Source organism: Leclercia sp. AS011 (assembly GCF_037152535.1).
Lineage (GTDB): Bacteria > Pseudomonadota > Gammaproteobacteria > Enterobacterales > Enterobacteriaceae > Enterobacter.
Window position 1 is genome coordinate 48,057 of record NZ_JBBCMA010000006.1, and the last position, 14,018, is coordinate 62,074.

The following is a 14,018-nucleotide window of genomic DNA, read 5'->3' on the forward strand; positions in this document are numbered from 1 at the left end:
GTTATCTCTTCTTTTAACCGGCTAACCGCGCCAGTATGGCGTTTCCTGATTCGGAGACAGCAGTGACGCGGGCTTCACGCCCTTGCGCCTGATACTCCAGGTGAATTTCAACATCCGGATCAGGCAAGACGCCTGTTCCCTGCTGCGGCCACTCTACCAGGCAGATGGCATCGTTGGCGAAATAGTCACGGATCCCCATAAATTCCAGCTCTTCAGGATCGGCAAGGCGATAGAGATCGAAGTGATACACCATCAGATTGTCGAGGGTGTAGGGCTCAACCAGCGTATAGGTCGGGCTTTTCACATTTCCCTGATGCCCCAGCGCCTGTAAGAAGCCCCGGCTAAAGGTGGTCTTTCCCGCGCCAAGGTCACCATACAGATAAATGACGGTTGCGCCCTCGCAGGCCTGCGCCACGCGCTGGCCAAGATCTAAAGTTGCCTGTTCGTCGGATAAAGGGATCACTCGATTAATCATTTTCTACGTCAATTATTTCCGGGTTAACAACACGCCGCAGCGTGTCAAAAAGATCGGTTGCCAGCATGCCGCGCGTGCCGTACTGGTCGGCCAGCCGATCGGCCGCTGTACCATGGGCGACACAACCTGCGCAGGCGGCATCATAAAGCGCGAGTCCCTGTCCGAGCAACGCCCCGATAATACCGGAAAGCACATCGCCCATGCCGCCGCTCGCCATGCCAGCATTACCGGCATCAATGATTCCTGACAGTCCGCTCTCACTGGCGACGACGGTGCCCGCGCCTTTCAGCACCACTACACCACCGTAACGTTTTACCAGACGCTGGGCAGAATGTAAGCGATCGCTTTCAATTTCTGCAACGCTGCAGTTAAGCAGCCGCGCGGCCTCGCCGGGGTGCGGCGTCAGGATGCGATTGTGACGTTTATCCGGGTTGATTGCCAGAAGGTTCAGCGCGTCAGCATCCCACAGCATGGCGTGACGAAAATTCTCCACCTTCCGAAGCGCCTCTTTCCCCCACGGCTGCTGGCCCAGACCGGGGCCAATCACCACCACATCGGCCCACTGGAGGCTCTCATCCAGCGCCTGGGCGGTCAGTTCGTGCACCATCAGCTCAGGCCGGGCGGTGACGATCGGGGCGATATTTTCCCGGCGGGTCAGGACGCGTACCAGCCCGGCTCCTGTTCGCAGCGCCGCTTCGCCGGTCATGCGGATAGCACCCGCGGTGCCGTGGTCGCCGCCGATAATCACCAGTCGGCCGTGATCGCCCTTATGGGAGGTGGGACGACGCGGAGGGAACCAGTTTGCCAGCTGCGAGGTATCAAAGCGGCTGATTGCCGCCTCCTGACCCGCGAGCCAGCTCTCAAGCCCGAGGGCGTTATGGTGCAACACGCCGACCACATCCCGCGCTTTGCCGGTCAGCAGGCCGGGTTTAAGGGCGATAAAGGTCACCGTATGGTCGGCGTGGATAACTTCACCGGGCGTGTTGCCCGTCTGCGCATTCAGCCCGGAGGGGATATCCAGCGCAATGACAGGGGCCGGATGTTGGTTGGCATGAGTAATTAATCGGGCGACCTTGTCGCGTGGCGCGCTGCGTAAACCGGTTCCCAGCAGGCCGTCGACAATCAGATCGACGCCGTCCGGCCAGGCCATATCCGCGGCGTGGATCACCCCCGCCGCCTCCAGCCAGATTTCGCGCGCTTTTGTCGCCTCTTCAGGGAGCGGTTTTTCGCTCTCCAGCGCCAGCAGCGTCACGGTGATACCGGCGGCAAGCGCCAGGCGGGCAATCACATAGCCATCGCCGCCGTTGTTGCCATGACCGCACAGGATCAGCCAGTGTCTGGCCTGCGGATACGCCGCGCGGGCAACGGCAAAAGCCGCCTCACCCGCGCGCTGCATCAGCTCATAAAGCGTCATGCCGATGCTGTCTGCCGCCTCTTTTTCGACGCGACGTAGCGCCTCCGCTGGCCAGACAGAGTGTGGTATACTTGCGGGGTTTTTCTTCACAGTATGGTCCGTCATGTCACAGCCCCTCGATCTCAATCAGTTAGCGCAAAACATTAAACAGTGGGGCGCTGAGCTTGGTTTTCAACACGTGGGTATCACCGATACCGATCTCTCTGCCAGTGAGCCAAAGCTCCAGGCATGGCTGGATAATCAATACCACGGCGAGATGGAGTGGATGGCGCGTCACGGCATGATGCGCGCCCGCCCGCATGAACTGTTGCCAGGGACCCTGCGCGTGATCAGCGTGCGTATGAACTACCTTCCCGCCCGGGCCGCCTTTGCCAGTACGCTAAAAGACCCGACGCTGGGCTATGTCAGCCGTTATGCGCTGGGACGTGATTATCATAAATTGTTGCGTAACCGGCTCAAAAAACTCGGGGAAATGATCCAGCAGCAATGCGCCACGCTGAATTTTAGACCCTTTGTCGATTCCGCGCCTCTCCTTGAACGCCCGCTGGCGGAAAAAGCCGGGCTTGGCTGGACAGGTAAGCACTCACTTATCCTCAGCCGCGACGCTGGCTCCTTCTTCTTCCTCGGTGAACTGCTGATCGATCTCCCTCTGCCGGTGGATAAGCCGGTCGAGGACGGCTGCGGGCGCTGTGTGGCCTGCATGACCATCTGCCCCACCGGCGCCATCGTTGAGCCTTACACCGTCGATGCCCGCCGCTGCATCTCCTATCTGACTATCGAACTTGAAGGGGCGATCCCGGAAGAGTTTCGGCCGTTAATCGGCAATCGTATTTATGGCTGCGATGATTGTCAGCTGATCTGCCCGTGGAACCGTTATTCACAGTTAACGGACGAGGACGACTTTAGCCCGCGCAAGGCCCTGCATGCCCCGCCGCTCATTGAGCTGTTTGCCTGGAGCGAGGCCTGGTTTCTGAAAGTCACAGAGGGATCGGCGATTCGCCGCATCGGGCATCTGCGCTGGCTGCGAAATATCGCGGTCGCGCTGGGAAATGCCCCCTGGGACGAAGCCAATCTTCAGGCTCTGGAAAGTCGCCGAGGTGAGCACCCACTTCTCGATGAACACATAGAGTGGGCGGTTGCGCAGCAAATCGCCAAACGAAACGCCTGTGTTGTGGAGGTGCAATTACCGCAGAAAATCAGGCTGGTACGGGTGGTGGAAAAAGGGCTACCACGGGATGCATGATGTTTCCACAGGCTGTGAATAAAATTTAAAAGCCCGAAGTACGCTGGGCCCGGCTACAGGTCAAGTGATCGACTTAACATTTTGAAATGAAATATTCTTTATATTTTTCAATAAATTAGAAAGTTACTATTCATCAGGCGAAGTATCTGGATATTCCCAGAAAAAAGACAAAGCTGTGGATAAGTCTGTTAAGAAGAGTTTGTCAGAAATGAAACAAATCATCCCCGGCGGGGCTTTCCGCGGTGGATATCTGGAGGAGGAGAAAAAATTTGGAGCGGGAAACGAGACTCGAACTCGCGACCCCGACCTTGGCAAGGTCGTGCTCTACCAACTGAGCTATTCCCGCTTGGGTGGTGCGTATCTTGCGATACCTTTCAAATTTTGGAGCGGGAAACGAGACTCGAACTCGCGACCCCGACCTTGGCAAGGTCGTGCTCTACCAACTGAGCTATTCCCGCTTAATCTTCGTCTTTCAAGCCGCCACTGCGTTGGCTGCCTTCACTCACCTTAGTCACTTACTTTAGTAAGCTCCTAAGGATTCGTTCAGTTGCCGTCTTGTTGCAACTTGAAATCCTGCGATTGGTGGTCTTACTGCGCAGCGAAAGATTTGGAGCGGGAAACGAGACTCGAACTCGCGACCCCGACCTTGGCAAGGTCGTGCTCTACCAACTGAGCTATTCCCGCAAAATCTGTGCTGTCGTAACGATGAATTCTCTGTCGTTACGGGAGGCGCATTATACGAGAAATCCTTTCTGCTGCAACCCCCCCAAAAGCGTTTTTTTATAAATTCAGTTCAAGTGCTGCAATATTCGTCACATTGCGCATTATTAAATCGTTTTAACCGCTTAAGCCCGACAAGCATGTCCTGCCGGGCCTGCCGCTTATAGTTTAATAAAATGTTCGCGGTAGTAAGCCAGTTCCGCCACTGACTCGCGGATATCGTCCATCGCCTGGTGCGTGCCCTGCTTCTTAAAGCCGTCCAGCATCTCCGGCTTCCAGCGACGGGCCAGCTCTTTCAGGGTGCTGACATCGAGATAACGGTAGTGGAAATACGCTTCCAGCTCCGGCATGTACTTAAACAGGAAGCGGCGATCCTGGCCGATACTGTTGCCGCAGATTGGTGACTTGCCCTGCGGTACCCACTGTTTAAGAAACTCAATGGTGGCCAGTTCGGCTTCACGATCGCCAAGCTGACTGGCTTTAACGCGATCCACCAGCCCGCTACCGGTGTGAGTGCGCACGTTCCAGTCGTCCATCAGTGCCAGCTGCTCGTCTGACTGATGCACGGCAATGGTCGGCCCTTCCGCCAGCACATTCAGGTTCGCGTCGGTCACCAGCGTGGCGATCTCAATAATGCGATCGCGCTCGGGATCCAGGCCGGTCATCTCCAGATCGATCCAAATCAGATTGTTTTCATCTGCACTCATGTTATTTTCCACCCTTCTCGTATAACCGGCCGTGGCAGGTTAACTAGTATTAATTAGTGTGTATCATAGAGGTTTTGCCCAATATGGGCGACCAGGAGCCAGCACGATTGAGTAAAAATAAACTCTCCAAAGGGCAGCAGCGCCGCGTGAAAGCCAATCACCAGCGCCGTCTTACAACCACTTCGGAGAAGGTCGATTATGACGACAACCTGTTTGGCGAGCCCGCAGAAGGCATCGTGATTAGCCGCTTCGGTATGCATGCCGATGTGGAATCAGGCGATGGCGACGTTCACCGCTGCAATATCCGCCGCACTATTCGCTCGCTGGTGACCGGTGACCGTGTGGTATGGCGTCCGGGTAAAGCCGCAGCAGAAGGCGTAACGGTGAAGGGTATCGTTGAAGCCGTGCATGAGCGCACGTCGGTTCTGACGCGCCCCGACTTCTACGACGGCGTAAAACCTATTGCCGCCAATATCGATCAGATCGTCATTGTCTCGGCGATCCTGCCCGAGCTGTCGCTGAATATCATCGACCGTTATCTCGTCGCCTGTGAAACCCTGCAGGTTGAACCGCTGATTGTCCTGAACAAGATCGATCTGCTCGATGGCGAAGGCATGGACTTCGTTAATGAGCAGATGGATATTTATCGCAAGATTGGCTATCGCGTGCTGATGGTCTCGAGCCGGACGCAGAATGGCCTGAAGCCGCTCGAAGAGGCATTGACCGATCGCATCAGCATTTTTGCCGGTCAGTCCGGCGTGGGTAAATCCAGCCTGCTGAACAACCTGCTCGGTCTGCAGCAGGAGATCCTGACCAACGATGTCTCTGACAACTCCGGTCTGGGTCAGCACACCACCACCGCCTCGCGTCTGTATCACTTCCCGCACGGCGGCGATGTGATCGACTCCCCGGGGGTGCGTGAATTTGGCCTGTGGCATCTCGAACCCGATCAAATCTTTAACGGCTTTGTCGAATTCCTCGACTATTTAGGCGCCTGTAAATACCGCGACTGTAAGCACGATAACGACCCTGGCTGCGCCATTCGTGCCGCGGTTGAAAACGGTGAAATTGCAGAAACCCGTTTTGCCAACTATCACCATATTCTTGACAGCATGGCGCAGGTAAAAACGCGTAAAAGCTTTTCTGAATCTGGTGACTGACAACTAAGCTAAGCGTCGCTAAAATCGTCCCCCTTTTTTCAGGTTCCGGCTGTCTGACAGCCGGATCAGGAACGACAAAAACAATGGCCTGGAGGCTACCTTGTTAAACTCATTTAAACTTTCGCTTCAATACATTCTGCCAAAACTGTGGCTCACTCGCCTGGCGGGCTGGGGCGCGAGCAAACGAGCGGGCTGGCTGACCAAGCTGGTGATCGATCTGTTCGTGAAATACTACAAGGTCGATATGCGGGAAGCGCAGAAGCCAGACACCGCCAGCTACCGCACCTTCAACGATTTCTTTGTGCGTGCGCTGCGCGATGAAGTCCGCCCGCTGAATACCGACCCGAACGTGTTGGTGATGCCTGCTGACGGCGTAATCAGCCAACTGGGCTCAATCGAAAACGATAAGATCCTGCAGGCTAAAGGCCACAACTACAGCCTGGAAGCCCTGCTGGCAGGTAACTACCTGATGGCGGATCTGTTCCGCAATGGCTCCTTTGCCACCACCTACCTGTCACCACGCGACTATCACCGCGTGCATATGCCGTGTAACGGCATTCTGCGGGAGATGATCTACGTGCCGGGCGATCTGTTCTCGGTAAACCACCTGACCGCGCAAAACGTGCCGAACCTTTTCGCCCGTAACGAGCGCGTTATCTGCCTGTTCGACACCGAGTTTGGCCCAATGGCGCAGATTCTGGTGGGTGCTACCATTGTTGGCAGCATTGAGACCGTCTGGGCCGGCACCATCACCCCGCCGCGCGAAGGCGTGATCAAACGCTGGACCTGGCCTGCTGGTGAAAGCGAAGGTTCCGTAGCGCTGCTGAAGGGCCAGGAGATGGGCCGCTTCAAGCTCGGCTCCACCGTCATTAACCTGTTTGCTCCGGGTAAAGTGCAGCTGGTTGAGCAGCTCGAAAGTCTGTCCGTCACCAAACTCGGCCAGCCGCTGGCAGTGTCGACTGAGCCCTTCGTGACAACGGACGCAGAGCCTGCCCCGCTGTCTGCAGAAGAGATCACTGCCGAACTCGACGCCAGCCCGCTGGTTGATGACAAAAAAGACGAAAGCTAAGCAAAGGTAAACTGACGTGCGCCTGATTATCACTTTGCTGATGGCCTGGTGCCTCAGTACGGGGGCGTACGCTGCGACGGCCCCCGACAGCAAACAAATCTCACAGGAACTGGAGCAGGCGAAGGCGGCAAAACCCGCCCAGCCGGAAACCGTTGAGGCGCTCGAAGCTGCGCTGAACGCGCTTGAGGAGCGTAAAGGCTCCCTTGAGCGCGCCACGCAGTATCAACAGGTCATTGATAACTTCCCCAAACTGTCACAGACCCTGCGCGCGCAGCTGAACGATCTGCGTGAAGAGCCGCGCCAGGTGCCTGCGGGCATGACCTCTGACACGCTGAACCAGGAAATCCTGCAGGTCAGCAGCCAGTTACTGGAAAAAACCCGCCAGGCGCAGCAGGAGCAGGAACGCGCCCGGGATATCGCTGACTCCCTGAACCAGCTGCCTCAGCAGCAAACCGATGCCCGCCGTCAGCTCAATGAAGTTGAACGTCGGGCCGGAGCGCAAACCGGCAATACTTCCCTTAGCCAGGCTCAAAATCTGGGCATCCAGGCGGAATCAGCCAGATTAAAAGCGCTGGTGGATGAGCTGGAACTGGCGCAGCTCTCGGCCAATAATCGCCAGGAGCTGGCGCGTATGCGCTCCGAGCTGGCGAAAAAACAGGGCGAACAGCTGGATGCTTACCTCCAGGCGCTGCGCAATCAGCTCAACAGCCAGCGACAGCGTGAAGCCGAGCGGGCGCTGGAGAGCACTGAACTGCTGGCAGAGAACAGCGAGAACCTGCCCACCGGTATCGTCGAGCAGTTTAAGGTCAACCGCGAGCTTTCAGCCGCGCTCAACCAGCAGGCCCAGCGCATGGATCTGGTGGCCTCGCAGCAGCGTCAGGCCACTAATCAAACGCTACAGGTGCGTCAGGCGCTGAATACGCTGCGCGAGCAGTCACAGTGGCTGGGTTCGTCGAACCTGCTCGGTGAAGCCCTGCGCGCCCAGGTAGCCCGCCTGCCCGAGATGCCAAAACCTCAGCAGCTCGATACCGAAATGGCCCAGCTGCGCGTGCAGCGTCTGCGCTTTGAAGATCTCCTGAACAAGCAGCCGCAGCTGCGCCAGATCCACCAGCCGGACGGCAAGCCGCTCACCGCCGAGCAGAACCGCATCCTCGAAGCCCAGTTAAGAACGCAACGCGAACTGCTGAACTCCCTGTTACAGGGCGGCGATACGCTGCTGCTGGAACTGACCAAACTGAAGGTCTCCAACAGCCAGCTGGAAGATGCCTTAAAAGAGGTCAACGAGGCGACGCACCGCTACCTGTTCTGGACCTCGGACGTGCGGCCGATCTCCTTCTCCTGGCCGATTGATATTGTTCAGGATCTGCGGCGTCTGATTTCGTTGGATACTTTCAGCCAGCTTGGCAAAGCCAGCGTGATGATGCTCACCAACAAGGAGACCATTTTCCCGCTGCTGGGGGCGCTGATTCTGGTCGGGTTCAGTATTTACTCCCGCCGTCACTTCACCCGCTTCCTCGACCGCTCCAGCGCGCGCGTCGGCAAGGTGACCCAGGACCATTTCTGGCTCACGCTGCGCACGGTCTTCTGGTCGATCCTGGTCGCCTCACCGCTGCCGGTATTGTGGATGACCCTCGGCTATGGGCTGCGCGAAGCCTGGCCTTATCCGCTGGCGGTAGCCATTGGTGCCGGGGTGACAGCCACCGTGCCGCTGCTGTGGGTGGTGATGATCTGCGCCACCTTCGCCCGGCCAAATGGCCTGTTTGTCGCCCACTTTGGCTGGCCGCGTAACCGCGTGGCGCGGGCGATGCGCTACTACCTGATGAGCATCGGGCTTATCGTGCCGCTGATCATGGCGCTGATCATGTTTGATAACCTGAACGACCGGGAATTTTCCGGTTCGCTCGGCCGTCTGTGCTTTATCCTGATTTGCGGCGCGCTGGCCATAGTAACGCTGAGCCTGAAAAAAGCCGGGATCCCGCTCTATCTCGACAAAGAGGGCAGCGGCGATAATATGGTCAACCACATGCTGTGGAATTTGCTGCTCAGCGCCCCGCTGGCGGCGATTCTGGCGGCAGCCGTCGGCTATCTGGCCACCGCCCAGGCGCTGCTGGCGCGTCTTGAAACCTCGGTGGCGATCTGGTTCCTGCTGCTGGTGGTCTACCACGTTATCCGCCGCTGGATGCTGATCCAGCGCCGTCGTCTGGCCTTCGACCGGGCAAAGAACCGCCGGGCCGAAATCCTTGCCCAGCGAGCACGCGGCGAAGAAGAGCCGGCCCATATGCTCAGCACCGAAGGCGTGGTGGACGTCGATGAAACAGAGCTGGATCTGGATGCCATCAGTACCCAGTCCCTGCGCCTGGTCCGCTCCATTCTGATGCTGGTCGCCCTGCTCTCCGTCATTGTGCTGTGGTCCGAAATTCATTCTGCGTTCGGCTTCCTGGAAAACATCACCCTCTGGGATGTCACCTCGACGGTACAGGGCGTGGAGAGCCTCGAGCCGATTACGCTCGGGGCGGTCCTGATTGCCATTCTGGTGTTCATCATTACCACCCAGCTGATCCGTAACTTCCCGGCGCTGCTGGAGCTGGCCCTGTTGCAGCATCTGGATTTAACCCCTGGCACCGGATATGCCATCACCACCATCACCAAATACCTGCTGATGCTGTTTGGCGGGCTGGTGGGCTTCTCGATGATCGGTATTGAGTGGTCGAAACTACAGTGGCTGGTGGCAGCACTCGGGGTCGGGCTCGGGTTTGGTTTACAGGAGATCTTCGCCAACTTTATCTCTGGCCTGATCATCCTGTTCGAAAAGCCAATCCGTATTGGCGATACGGTGACAATCCGCGATCTGACCGGCAGCATTACGAAGATCAACACTCGCGCCACCACCATCAGCGACTGGGACCGTAAAGAGATCATCGTGCCTAACAAGGCGTTTATCACCGAGCAGTTTATTAACTGGTCGCTGTCGGACTCCGTGACGCGTGTGGTACTGACCGTACCGGCCCCGTCGGATGCCAACAGTGAAGAGGTGACGCAGATCCTCTATACGGCGGCCGAGCGCTGCTCGCTGGTGATCAGCACGCCAGAGCCGGAAGTGTTCCTGGTGGATTTACAGCAGGGGATCCAGATTTTCGAGCTGCGTATCTACGCGGCCGAGATGGGCCACCGCATGCCGCTGCGCCATGAGATCCACCAGCTGATTCTGGCGGGCTTCCGTGAACACGGTATCGATCTGCCGTTCCCACCGTTCCAGATGCGTCTGGAAAGCCTGGACGGACGTAAGACGGGAAGAACCCTGACGTCGGGCGCGAAGAAACGTCCGGCGGGGAGTTTGTAAGCCTGCATGCCGGGCGGCGTTTCGCTTACACCGGCCTGCTGTTTCCCAGGCCGGGTACGCGCAGCGCCACCCGGCAAACCCTTAAGCGCGATCTACGGTAAACGCAATCACATCACCCAGCTGTTCGGCGCCCAGCGCCAGCATCACCAGACGATCCACCCCTAACGCCACGCCGGAGCAGTCCGGCAAGCCGGCTTTTAATGCGCCCAGCAGATTGTGGTCGATAGGCTGCTGCGGCAGGCCGCGCGCGGCACGCTTGCGGTTATCCTGATCGAAACGCTGCTGCTGTTCACGGGCGTCGGTGAGCTCATGGAAACCATTCGCCAGCTCAATGCCTTTAAAGTAAACCTCAAAACGCTCCGCCACGCGGTGATCTTCGGTGCTGATCTGCGCCAGTGACGCCTGGCTTGCAGGGAAGTGATAGACAAAGGTCGGGCGATCTTTGCCAATCTGTGGTTCAACGCCAAAGGTAAAGAGCAGCTGTAGCAGCGTGTCGCGATCTTCTTCGATATCGGCAACGTTGCTGAGATCGAGTTTTGCCGCCGCTTCGCGCAGCTGGGTCTTGTCCGCCGAGAGCGGATCAATCTCCAGATGGCGCTGGAAAGCCTGCTGATACGAGAGGGTTTCAGCTTCCGGGCACTCCAGCACCTGCTGCAACAGATCGTCCACCTCATTCATCAGGCGATACATATCATAGTGCGGGCGATACCACTCCAGCATGGTGAATTCCGGGTTGTGATGACGCCCCATCTCTTCATTGCGGAAGCTGCGGCACAGCTGATACACCGGCCCGCATCCCGCCGCCAGCAGGCGCTTCATATGGTATTCCGGGCTGGTCATCAGGTAGAGATTCATCCCCTGGGAGTGGCCAGGGCCAACAAAACGGGTTTCAAACGGCACCAGATGAATATCCGTTACCGTCGCCTGACTCATGCAGGGCGTTTCCACCTCCAGCACACCGCGGTCGGCAAAGAAGCGGCGGATCTCCGCCATAATTGCTGCGCGTTTTAACAGATTGGGGATGGATGCGCTCGGCTGCCAGGTGGCCGTTTCGCTCATGAGATTTTCTCCGATTTCAGACAAGGGGACGAAGTCTACTCGTAACCCATGGCGGAGACAAATTTTGCACAGTCATTTGCCGGATTTCATAACTCCCAATAATTTCGTGACGTGATTCATCAATTACAATGATAAATCGAAGGAAAGAACTGCAAAAAAATCGAACACGTCAAATTTCCCTCCCTTTCCTACGGCTATACTGCGTTACCCATAAAGGAGCAGTGGAATCGCTTTCGCATTTGCCCTCCCGGGCCGTGCACTACCTCAGGGTAGATGAGATGCGAAATATCAAAAATCTGGAGGAATGTCGTGCATACCTTTCAAGCCGATCTTGCCATTATTGGCGCAGGCGGAGCGGGATTACGCGCAGCAATTGCTGCAGCCCAGGCTAACCCAAACGCTAAAATTGCCCTGATTTCAAAAGTCTACCCGATGCGCAGCCACACGGTCGCCGCCGAGGGGGGATCCGCCGCCGTCGCGCAGGATCATGACAGCTTTGAATATCATTTTCACGACACCGTAGCCGGTGGCGACTGGCTTTGCGAACAGGATGTCGTTGATTACTTCGTACATCATTGTCCGACGGAGATGACCCAACTGGAGCAGTGGGGCTGCCCGTGGAGTCGCCGTGATGACGGCAGCGTCAACGTGCGTCGCTTCGGCGGCATGAAGATTGAGCGTACCTGGTTTGCCGCCGATAAGACCGGCTTCCATATGCTCCACACCCTGTTCCAGACCTCGCTGCAGTTCCCCCAGATCCAACGCTTCGACGAACATTTTGTCCTCGACATTCTGGTTGATGACGGCCAGGCCCGCGGCCTGGTGGCGATGAACATGATGGAAGGCACGCTGGTCCAGATCCGCGCCAACGCCGTGGTGATGGCGACCGGCGGTGCCGGACGTGTTTATCGCTATAACACCAACGGCGGCATTGTGACTGGCGACGGGATGGGCATGGCGCTGCAGCACGGCGTTCCGCTGCGCGATATGGAGTTCGTCCAGTATCACCCGACCGGCCTGCCGGGTTCCGGCATCCTGATGACCGAAGGTTGCCGCGGTGAAGGCGGTATCCTGGTTAATAAAGATGGCTACCGCTATCTGCAGGATTACGGCATGGGCCCGGAAACCCCGCTGGGTGAGCCGAAGAACAAATATATGGAGCTTGGCCCGCGCGATAAAGTCTCTCAGGCCTTCTGGCACGAGTGGCGCAAAGGCAACACCATCCCAACCCCGCGCGGCGATGTGGTCTATCTCGACCTGCGCCACCTGGGCGAGAAGAAACTGCTGGAACGTCTGCCGTTCATCTGTGAACTGTCGAAAGCCTATGTTGGCGTCGACCCGGTTAAAGATCCGATCCCGGTACGCCCAACCGCGCACTACACCATGGGCGGGATCGAAACCGATCAGCAGTGCGAGACCCGTATCAAAGGCCTGTTTGCGGTGGGCGAATGCTCCTCCGTCGGCCTGCATGGCGCGAACCGCCTGGGCTCCAACTCTCTGGCCGAGCTGGTGGTGTTTGGCCGTCTGGCGGGGGAACAGGCCATGGCCCGCGCCGCCACGGCCGGTGCCGCTAACGGTGCCGCGCTCGATGCGCAGGTGGCCGATGTCGAGCAGCGCCTGAAGAATCTGGTGAATCAGGAAGGCAGCGAGAACTGGGCGAAGATCCGCGATGAGATGGGGCTTTCTATGGAAGAGGGCTGCGGTATTTACCGCACGCCGGAGCTGATGCAGAAAACCATCGACAAACTGGCTGAGCTACAGGAGCGCTTCAAACGCGTGCGGGTGACGGACACCTCCAGCGTCTTCAACACCGATCTGCTCTACACCATCGAGCTGGGCCACGGTCTGAACGTTGCCGAATGCATGGCGCACTCCGCCATGGCGCGTAAAGAGTCCCGCGGCGCGCATCAGCGTCTGGACGAAGGCTGCACGGAGCGTGACGACATCAACTTCCTCAAGCATACCCTCGCTTATCGCGACGCAGACGGTACTACCCGTCTGGACTACAGCGACGTGAAGATCACCACGCTGGCACCGGCGAAACGCGTTTACGGTGCAGAAGCGGAAGCAGCCGAGAAGAAGGAGACGACTAATGGCTGAGATGCAAACTATGAAAGTTGAAGTGGTGCGCTACAACCCGGAAGTGGACAGCGCACCGCACAGCACTTTCTATGAAGTCCCTTACGATGAGCAAACCTCTCTGCTGGATGCGCTGGGCTACATCAAAGACAACCTGGCACCGGACCTGAGCTACCGCTGGTCCTGCCGCATGGCGATTTGCGGCTCCTGCGGGATGATGGTCAACAAGGTGCCGAAGCTGGCCTGTAAAACCTTCCTGCGCGAGTACCCGAAAGGGATGAAGGTCGAAGCCCTGGCTAACTTCCCGATCGAGCGCGATCTGGTGGTCGACATGACCCACTTTATCGAAAGCCTGGAAGCCATTAAGCCGTACATCATTGGTAATCCGCGTACGCCGGATCAGGGGCCGAACAAGCAGACCCCGGCGCAGATGGCCAAATATCACCAGTTCTCCGGCTGCATTAACTGTGGTCTGTGCTATGCCGCCTGCCCGCAGTTTGGCCTGAATCCGGAGTTTATCGGCCCGGCCGCGATTACCCTGGCGCACCGCTATAACGAAGACAGCCGCGATCGGGGTAAGAAAGAACGTATGGCGCAGCTGAACGGCCAGAACGGCGTCTGGACCTGTACCTTTGTCGGCTACTGCTCGGAAGTATGTCCGAAGCATGTCGACCCGGCCGCTGCGATCCAACAGGGCAAAGTAGAAAGCTCGAAAGACTTTCTTATCGCCACCCTGAAACCACGCTAAGGAG

At 57.7% G+C, this 14,018-nt stretch carries 10 protein-coding genes and 3 tRNA genes; 6 read left to right on the forward strand and 7 right to left on the reverse strand.

The genetic code is table 11. The features are described 5' to 3' along the window. Positions 1–13 precede the first annotated feature (13 nt). Both tsaE and nnr read right to left on the reverse strand, forming a co-directional pair. Positions 14–475, reverse strand: a complete 462-nt coding sequence (gene tsaE / locus WFO70_RS18965) for a tRNA (adenosine(37)-N6)-threonylcarbamoyltransferase complex ATPase subunit type 1 TsaE (protein WP_337018372.1) — start codon at positions 473–475, stop codon at positions 14–16. Next, positions 468–1,994, reverse strand: coding sequence for a bifunctional ADP-dependent NAD(P)H-hydrate dehydratase/NAD(P)H-hydrate epimerase (gene nnr / locus WFO70_RS18970; RefSeq protein WP_337018374.1), 1,527 nt, complete (start codon positions 1,992–1,994; stop codon positions 468–470). Before nnr ends, tsaE begins: the two co-directional genes overlap by 8 nt. On the opposite strand from nnr, the gene queG reads away from it, so the two are divergent. Then, complete coding sequence (queG, locus tag WFO70_RS18975) at positions 1,993–3,132, forward strand: tRNA epoxyqueuosine(34) reductase QueG (RefSeq protein WP_337018376.1); 1,140 nt, start codon at positions 1,993–1,995, stop codon at positions 3,130–3,132. The two genes, nnr and queG, sit on opposite strands and share 2 nt — an antisense overlap. A gap of 270 nt (positions 3,133–3,402) precedes the next feature. Here the strand turns inward: queG and WFO70_RS18980 are convergent. The 4 genes from WFO70_RS18980 to orn all read right to left on the reverse strand — a co-directional run bounded on the left by WFO70_RS18980 (position 3,403) and on the right by orn (position 4,559). Further along, positions 3,403–3,478, reverse strand: a tRNA-Gly gene (locus WFO70_RS18980). Positions 3,479–3,514: 36 nt separating this feature from the next. Further along, positions 3,515–3,590: transfer RNA gene (locus WFO70_RS18985), tRNA-Gly, on the reverse strand. A 150-nt stretch (positions 3,591–3,740) separates the two neighbouring features. Further along, positions 3,741–3,816: transfer RNA gene (locus tag WFO70_RS18990), tRNA-Gly, on the reverse strand. A gap of 197 nt (positions 3,817–4,013) precedes the next feature. Continuing rightward, positions 4,014–4,559: an oligoribonuclease gene (gene orn / locus WFO70_RS18995; protein ID WP_337018378.1), complete on the reverse strand. Its 546-nt coding sequence runs from the start codon at positions 4,557–4,559 to the stop codon at positions 4,014–4,016. Positions 4,560–4,666: 107 nt separating this feature from the next. Here orn and rsgA point away from each other — a divergent pair, with 107 nt between their 5' ends. The 3 genes from rsgA (at position 4,667) to mscM (ending at position 10,128) form a co-directional block, all read left to right on the forward strand. Next, positions 4,667–5,719, forward strand: coding sequence for a small ribosomal subunit biogenesis GTPase RsgA (gene rsgA, locus WFO70_RS19000; RefSeq protein ID WP_337018380.1), 1,053 nt, complete (start codon positions 4,667–4,669; stop codon positions 5,717–5,719). 100 nt (positions 5,720–5,819) lie between these two features. Continuing rightward, positions 5,820–6,788 carry an archaetidylserine decarboxylase gene (gene asd, locus WFO70_RS19005; protein WP_337018382.1) on the forward strand — a complete coding sequence of 323 codons (969 nt, stop codon included), beginning with the start codon at positions 5,820–5,822 and terminating at the stop codon, positions 6,786–6,788. Between the two features lie 16 nt (positions 6,789–6,804). Beyond that, positions 6,805–10,128, forward strand: a complete 3,324-nt coding sequence (gene mscM, locus WFO70_RS19010; RefSeq protein ID WP_337018384.1) for a miniconductance mechanosensitive channel MscM — start codon at positions 6,805–6,807, stop codon at positions 10,126–10,128. An 81-nt stretch (positions 10,129–10,209) separates the two neighbouring features. Here the strand turns inward: mscM and epmA are convergent, their stop codons facing one another. Next, entirely contained in the window at positions 10,210–11,187 is a 978-nt protein-coding gene (epmA, locus tag WFO70_RS19015) for an elongation factor P--(R)-beta-lysine ligase (protein ID WP_337018386.1), read from the reverse strand. A gap of 309 nt (positions 11,188–11,496) precedes the next feature. Here epmA and frdA point away from each other — a divergent pair, with 309 nt between their 5' ends. Further along, positions 11,497–13,287 (forward strand): fumarate reductase (quinol) flavoprotein subunit, encoded by a 1,791-nt coding sequence (gene frdA, locus WFO70_RS19020; protein WP_337018388.1) that lies wholly within the window; start codon positions 11,497–11,499, stop codon positions 13,285–13,287. Then, positions 13,280–14,014, forward strand: coding sequence for a succinate dehydrogenase/fumarate reductase iron-sulfur subunit (locus WFO70_RS19025; protein WP_337018390.1), 735 nt, complete (start codon positions 13,280–13,282; stop codon positions 14,012–14,014). The genes frdA and WFO70_RS19025 overlap by 8 nt, the downstream gene beginning before the upstream one ends. The last annotated feature ends 4 nt before the right edge of the window (positions 14,015–14,018 follow it).

Bases quoted from the DNA above. Each gene is read 5' to 3' on its own strand.
- tsaE (WP_337018372.1), bottom strand. From the start codon at position 475: ATGATTAATCGAGTGATCCCTTTATCCGACGAACAGGCAACTTTAGAT.
- queG (WP_337018376.1), top strand. From the start codon at position 1,993: ATGTCACAGCCCCTCGATCTCAATCAGTTAGCGCAAAACATTAAACAG.
- nnr (WP_337018374.1), bottom strand. From the start codon at position 1,994: ATGACGGACCATACTGTGAAGAAAAACCCCGCAAGTATACCACACTCT.
- orn (WP_337018378.1), bottom strand. From the start codon at position 4,559: ATGAGTGCAGATGAAAACAATCTGATTTGGATCGATCTGGAGATGACC.
- epmA (WP_337018386.1), bottom strand. From the start codon at position 11,187: ATGAGCGAAACGGCCACCTGGCAGCCGAGCGCATCCATCCCCAATCTG.
- WFO70_RS19025 (WP_337018390.1), top strand. From the start codon at position 13,280: ATGGCTGAGATGCAAACTATGAAAGTTGAAGTGGTGCGCTACAACCCG.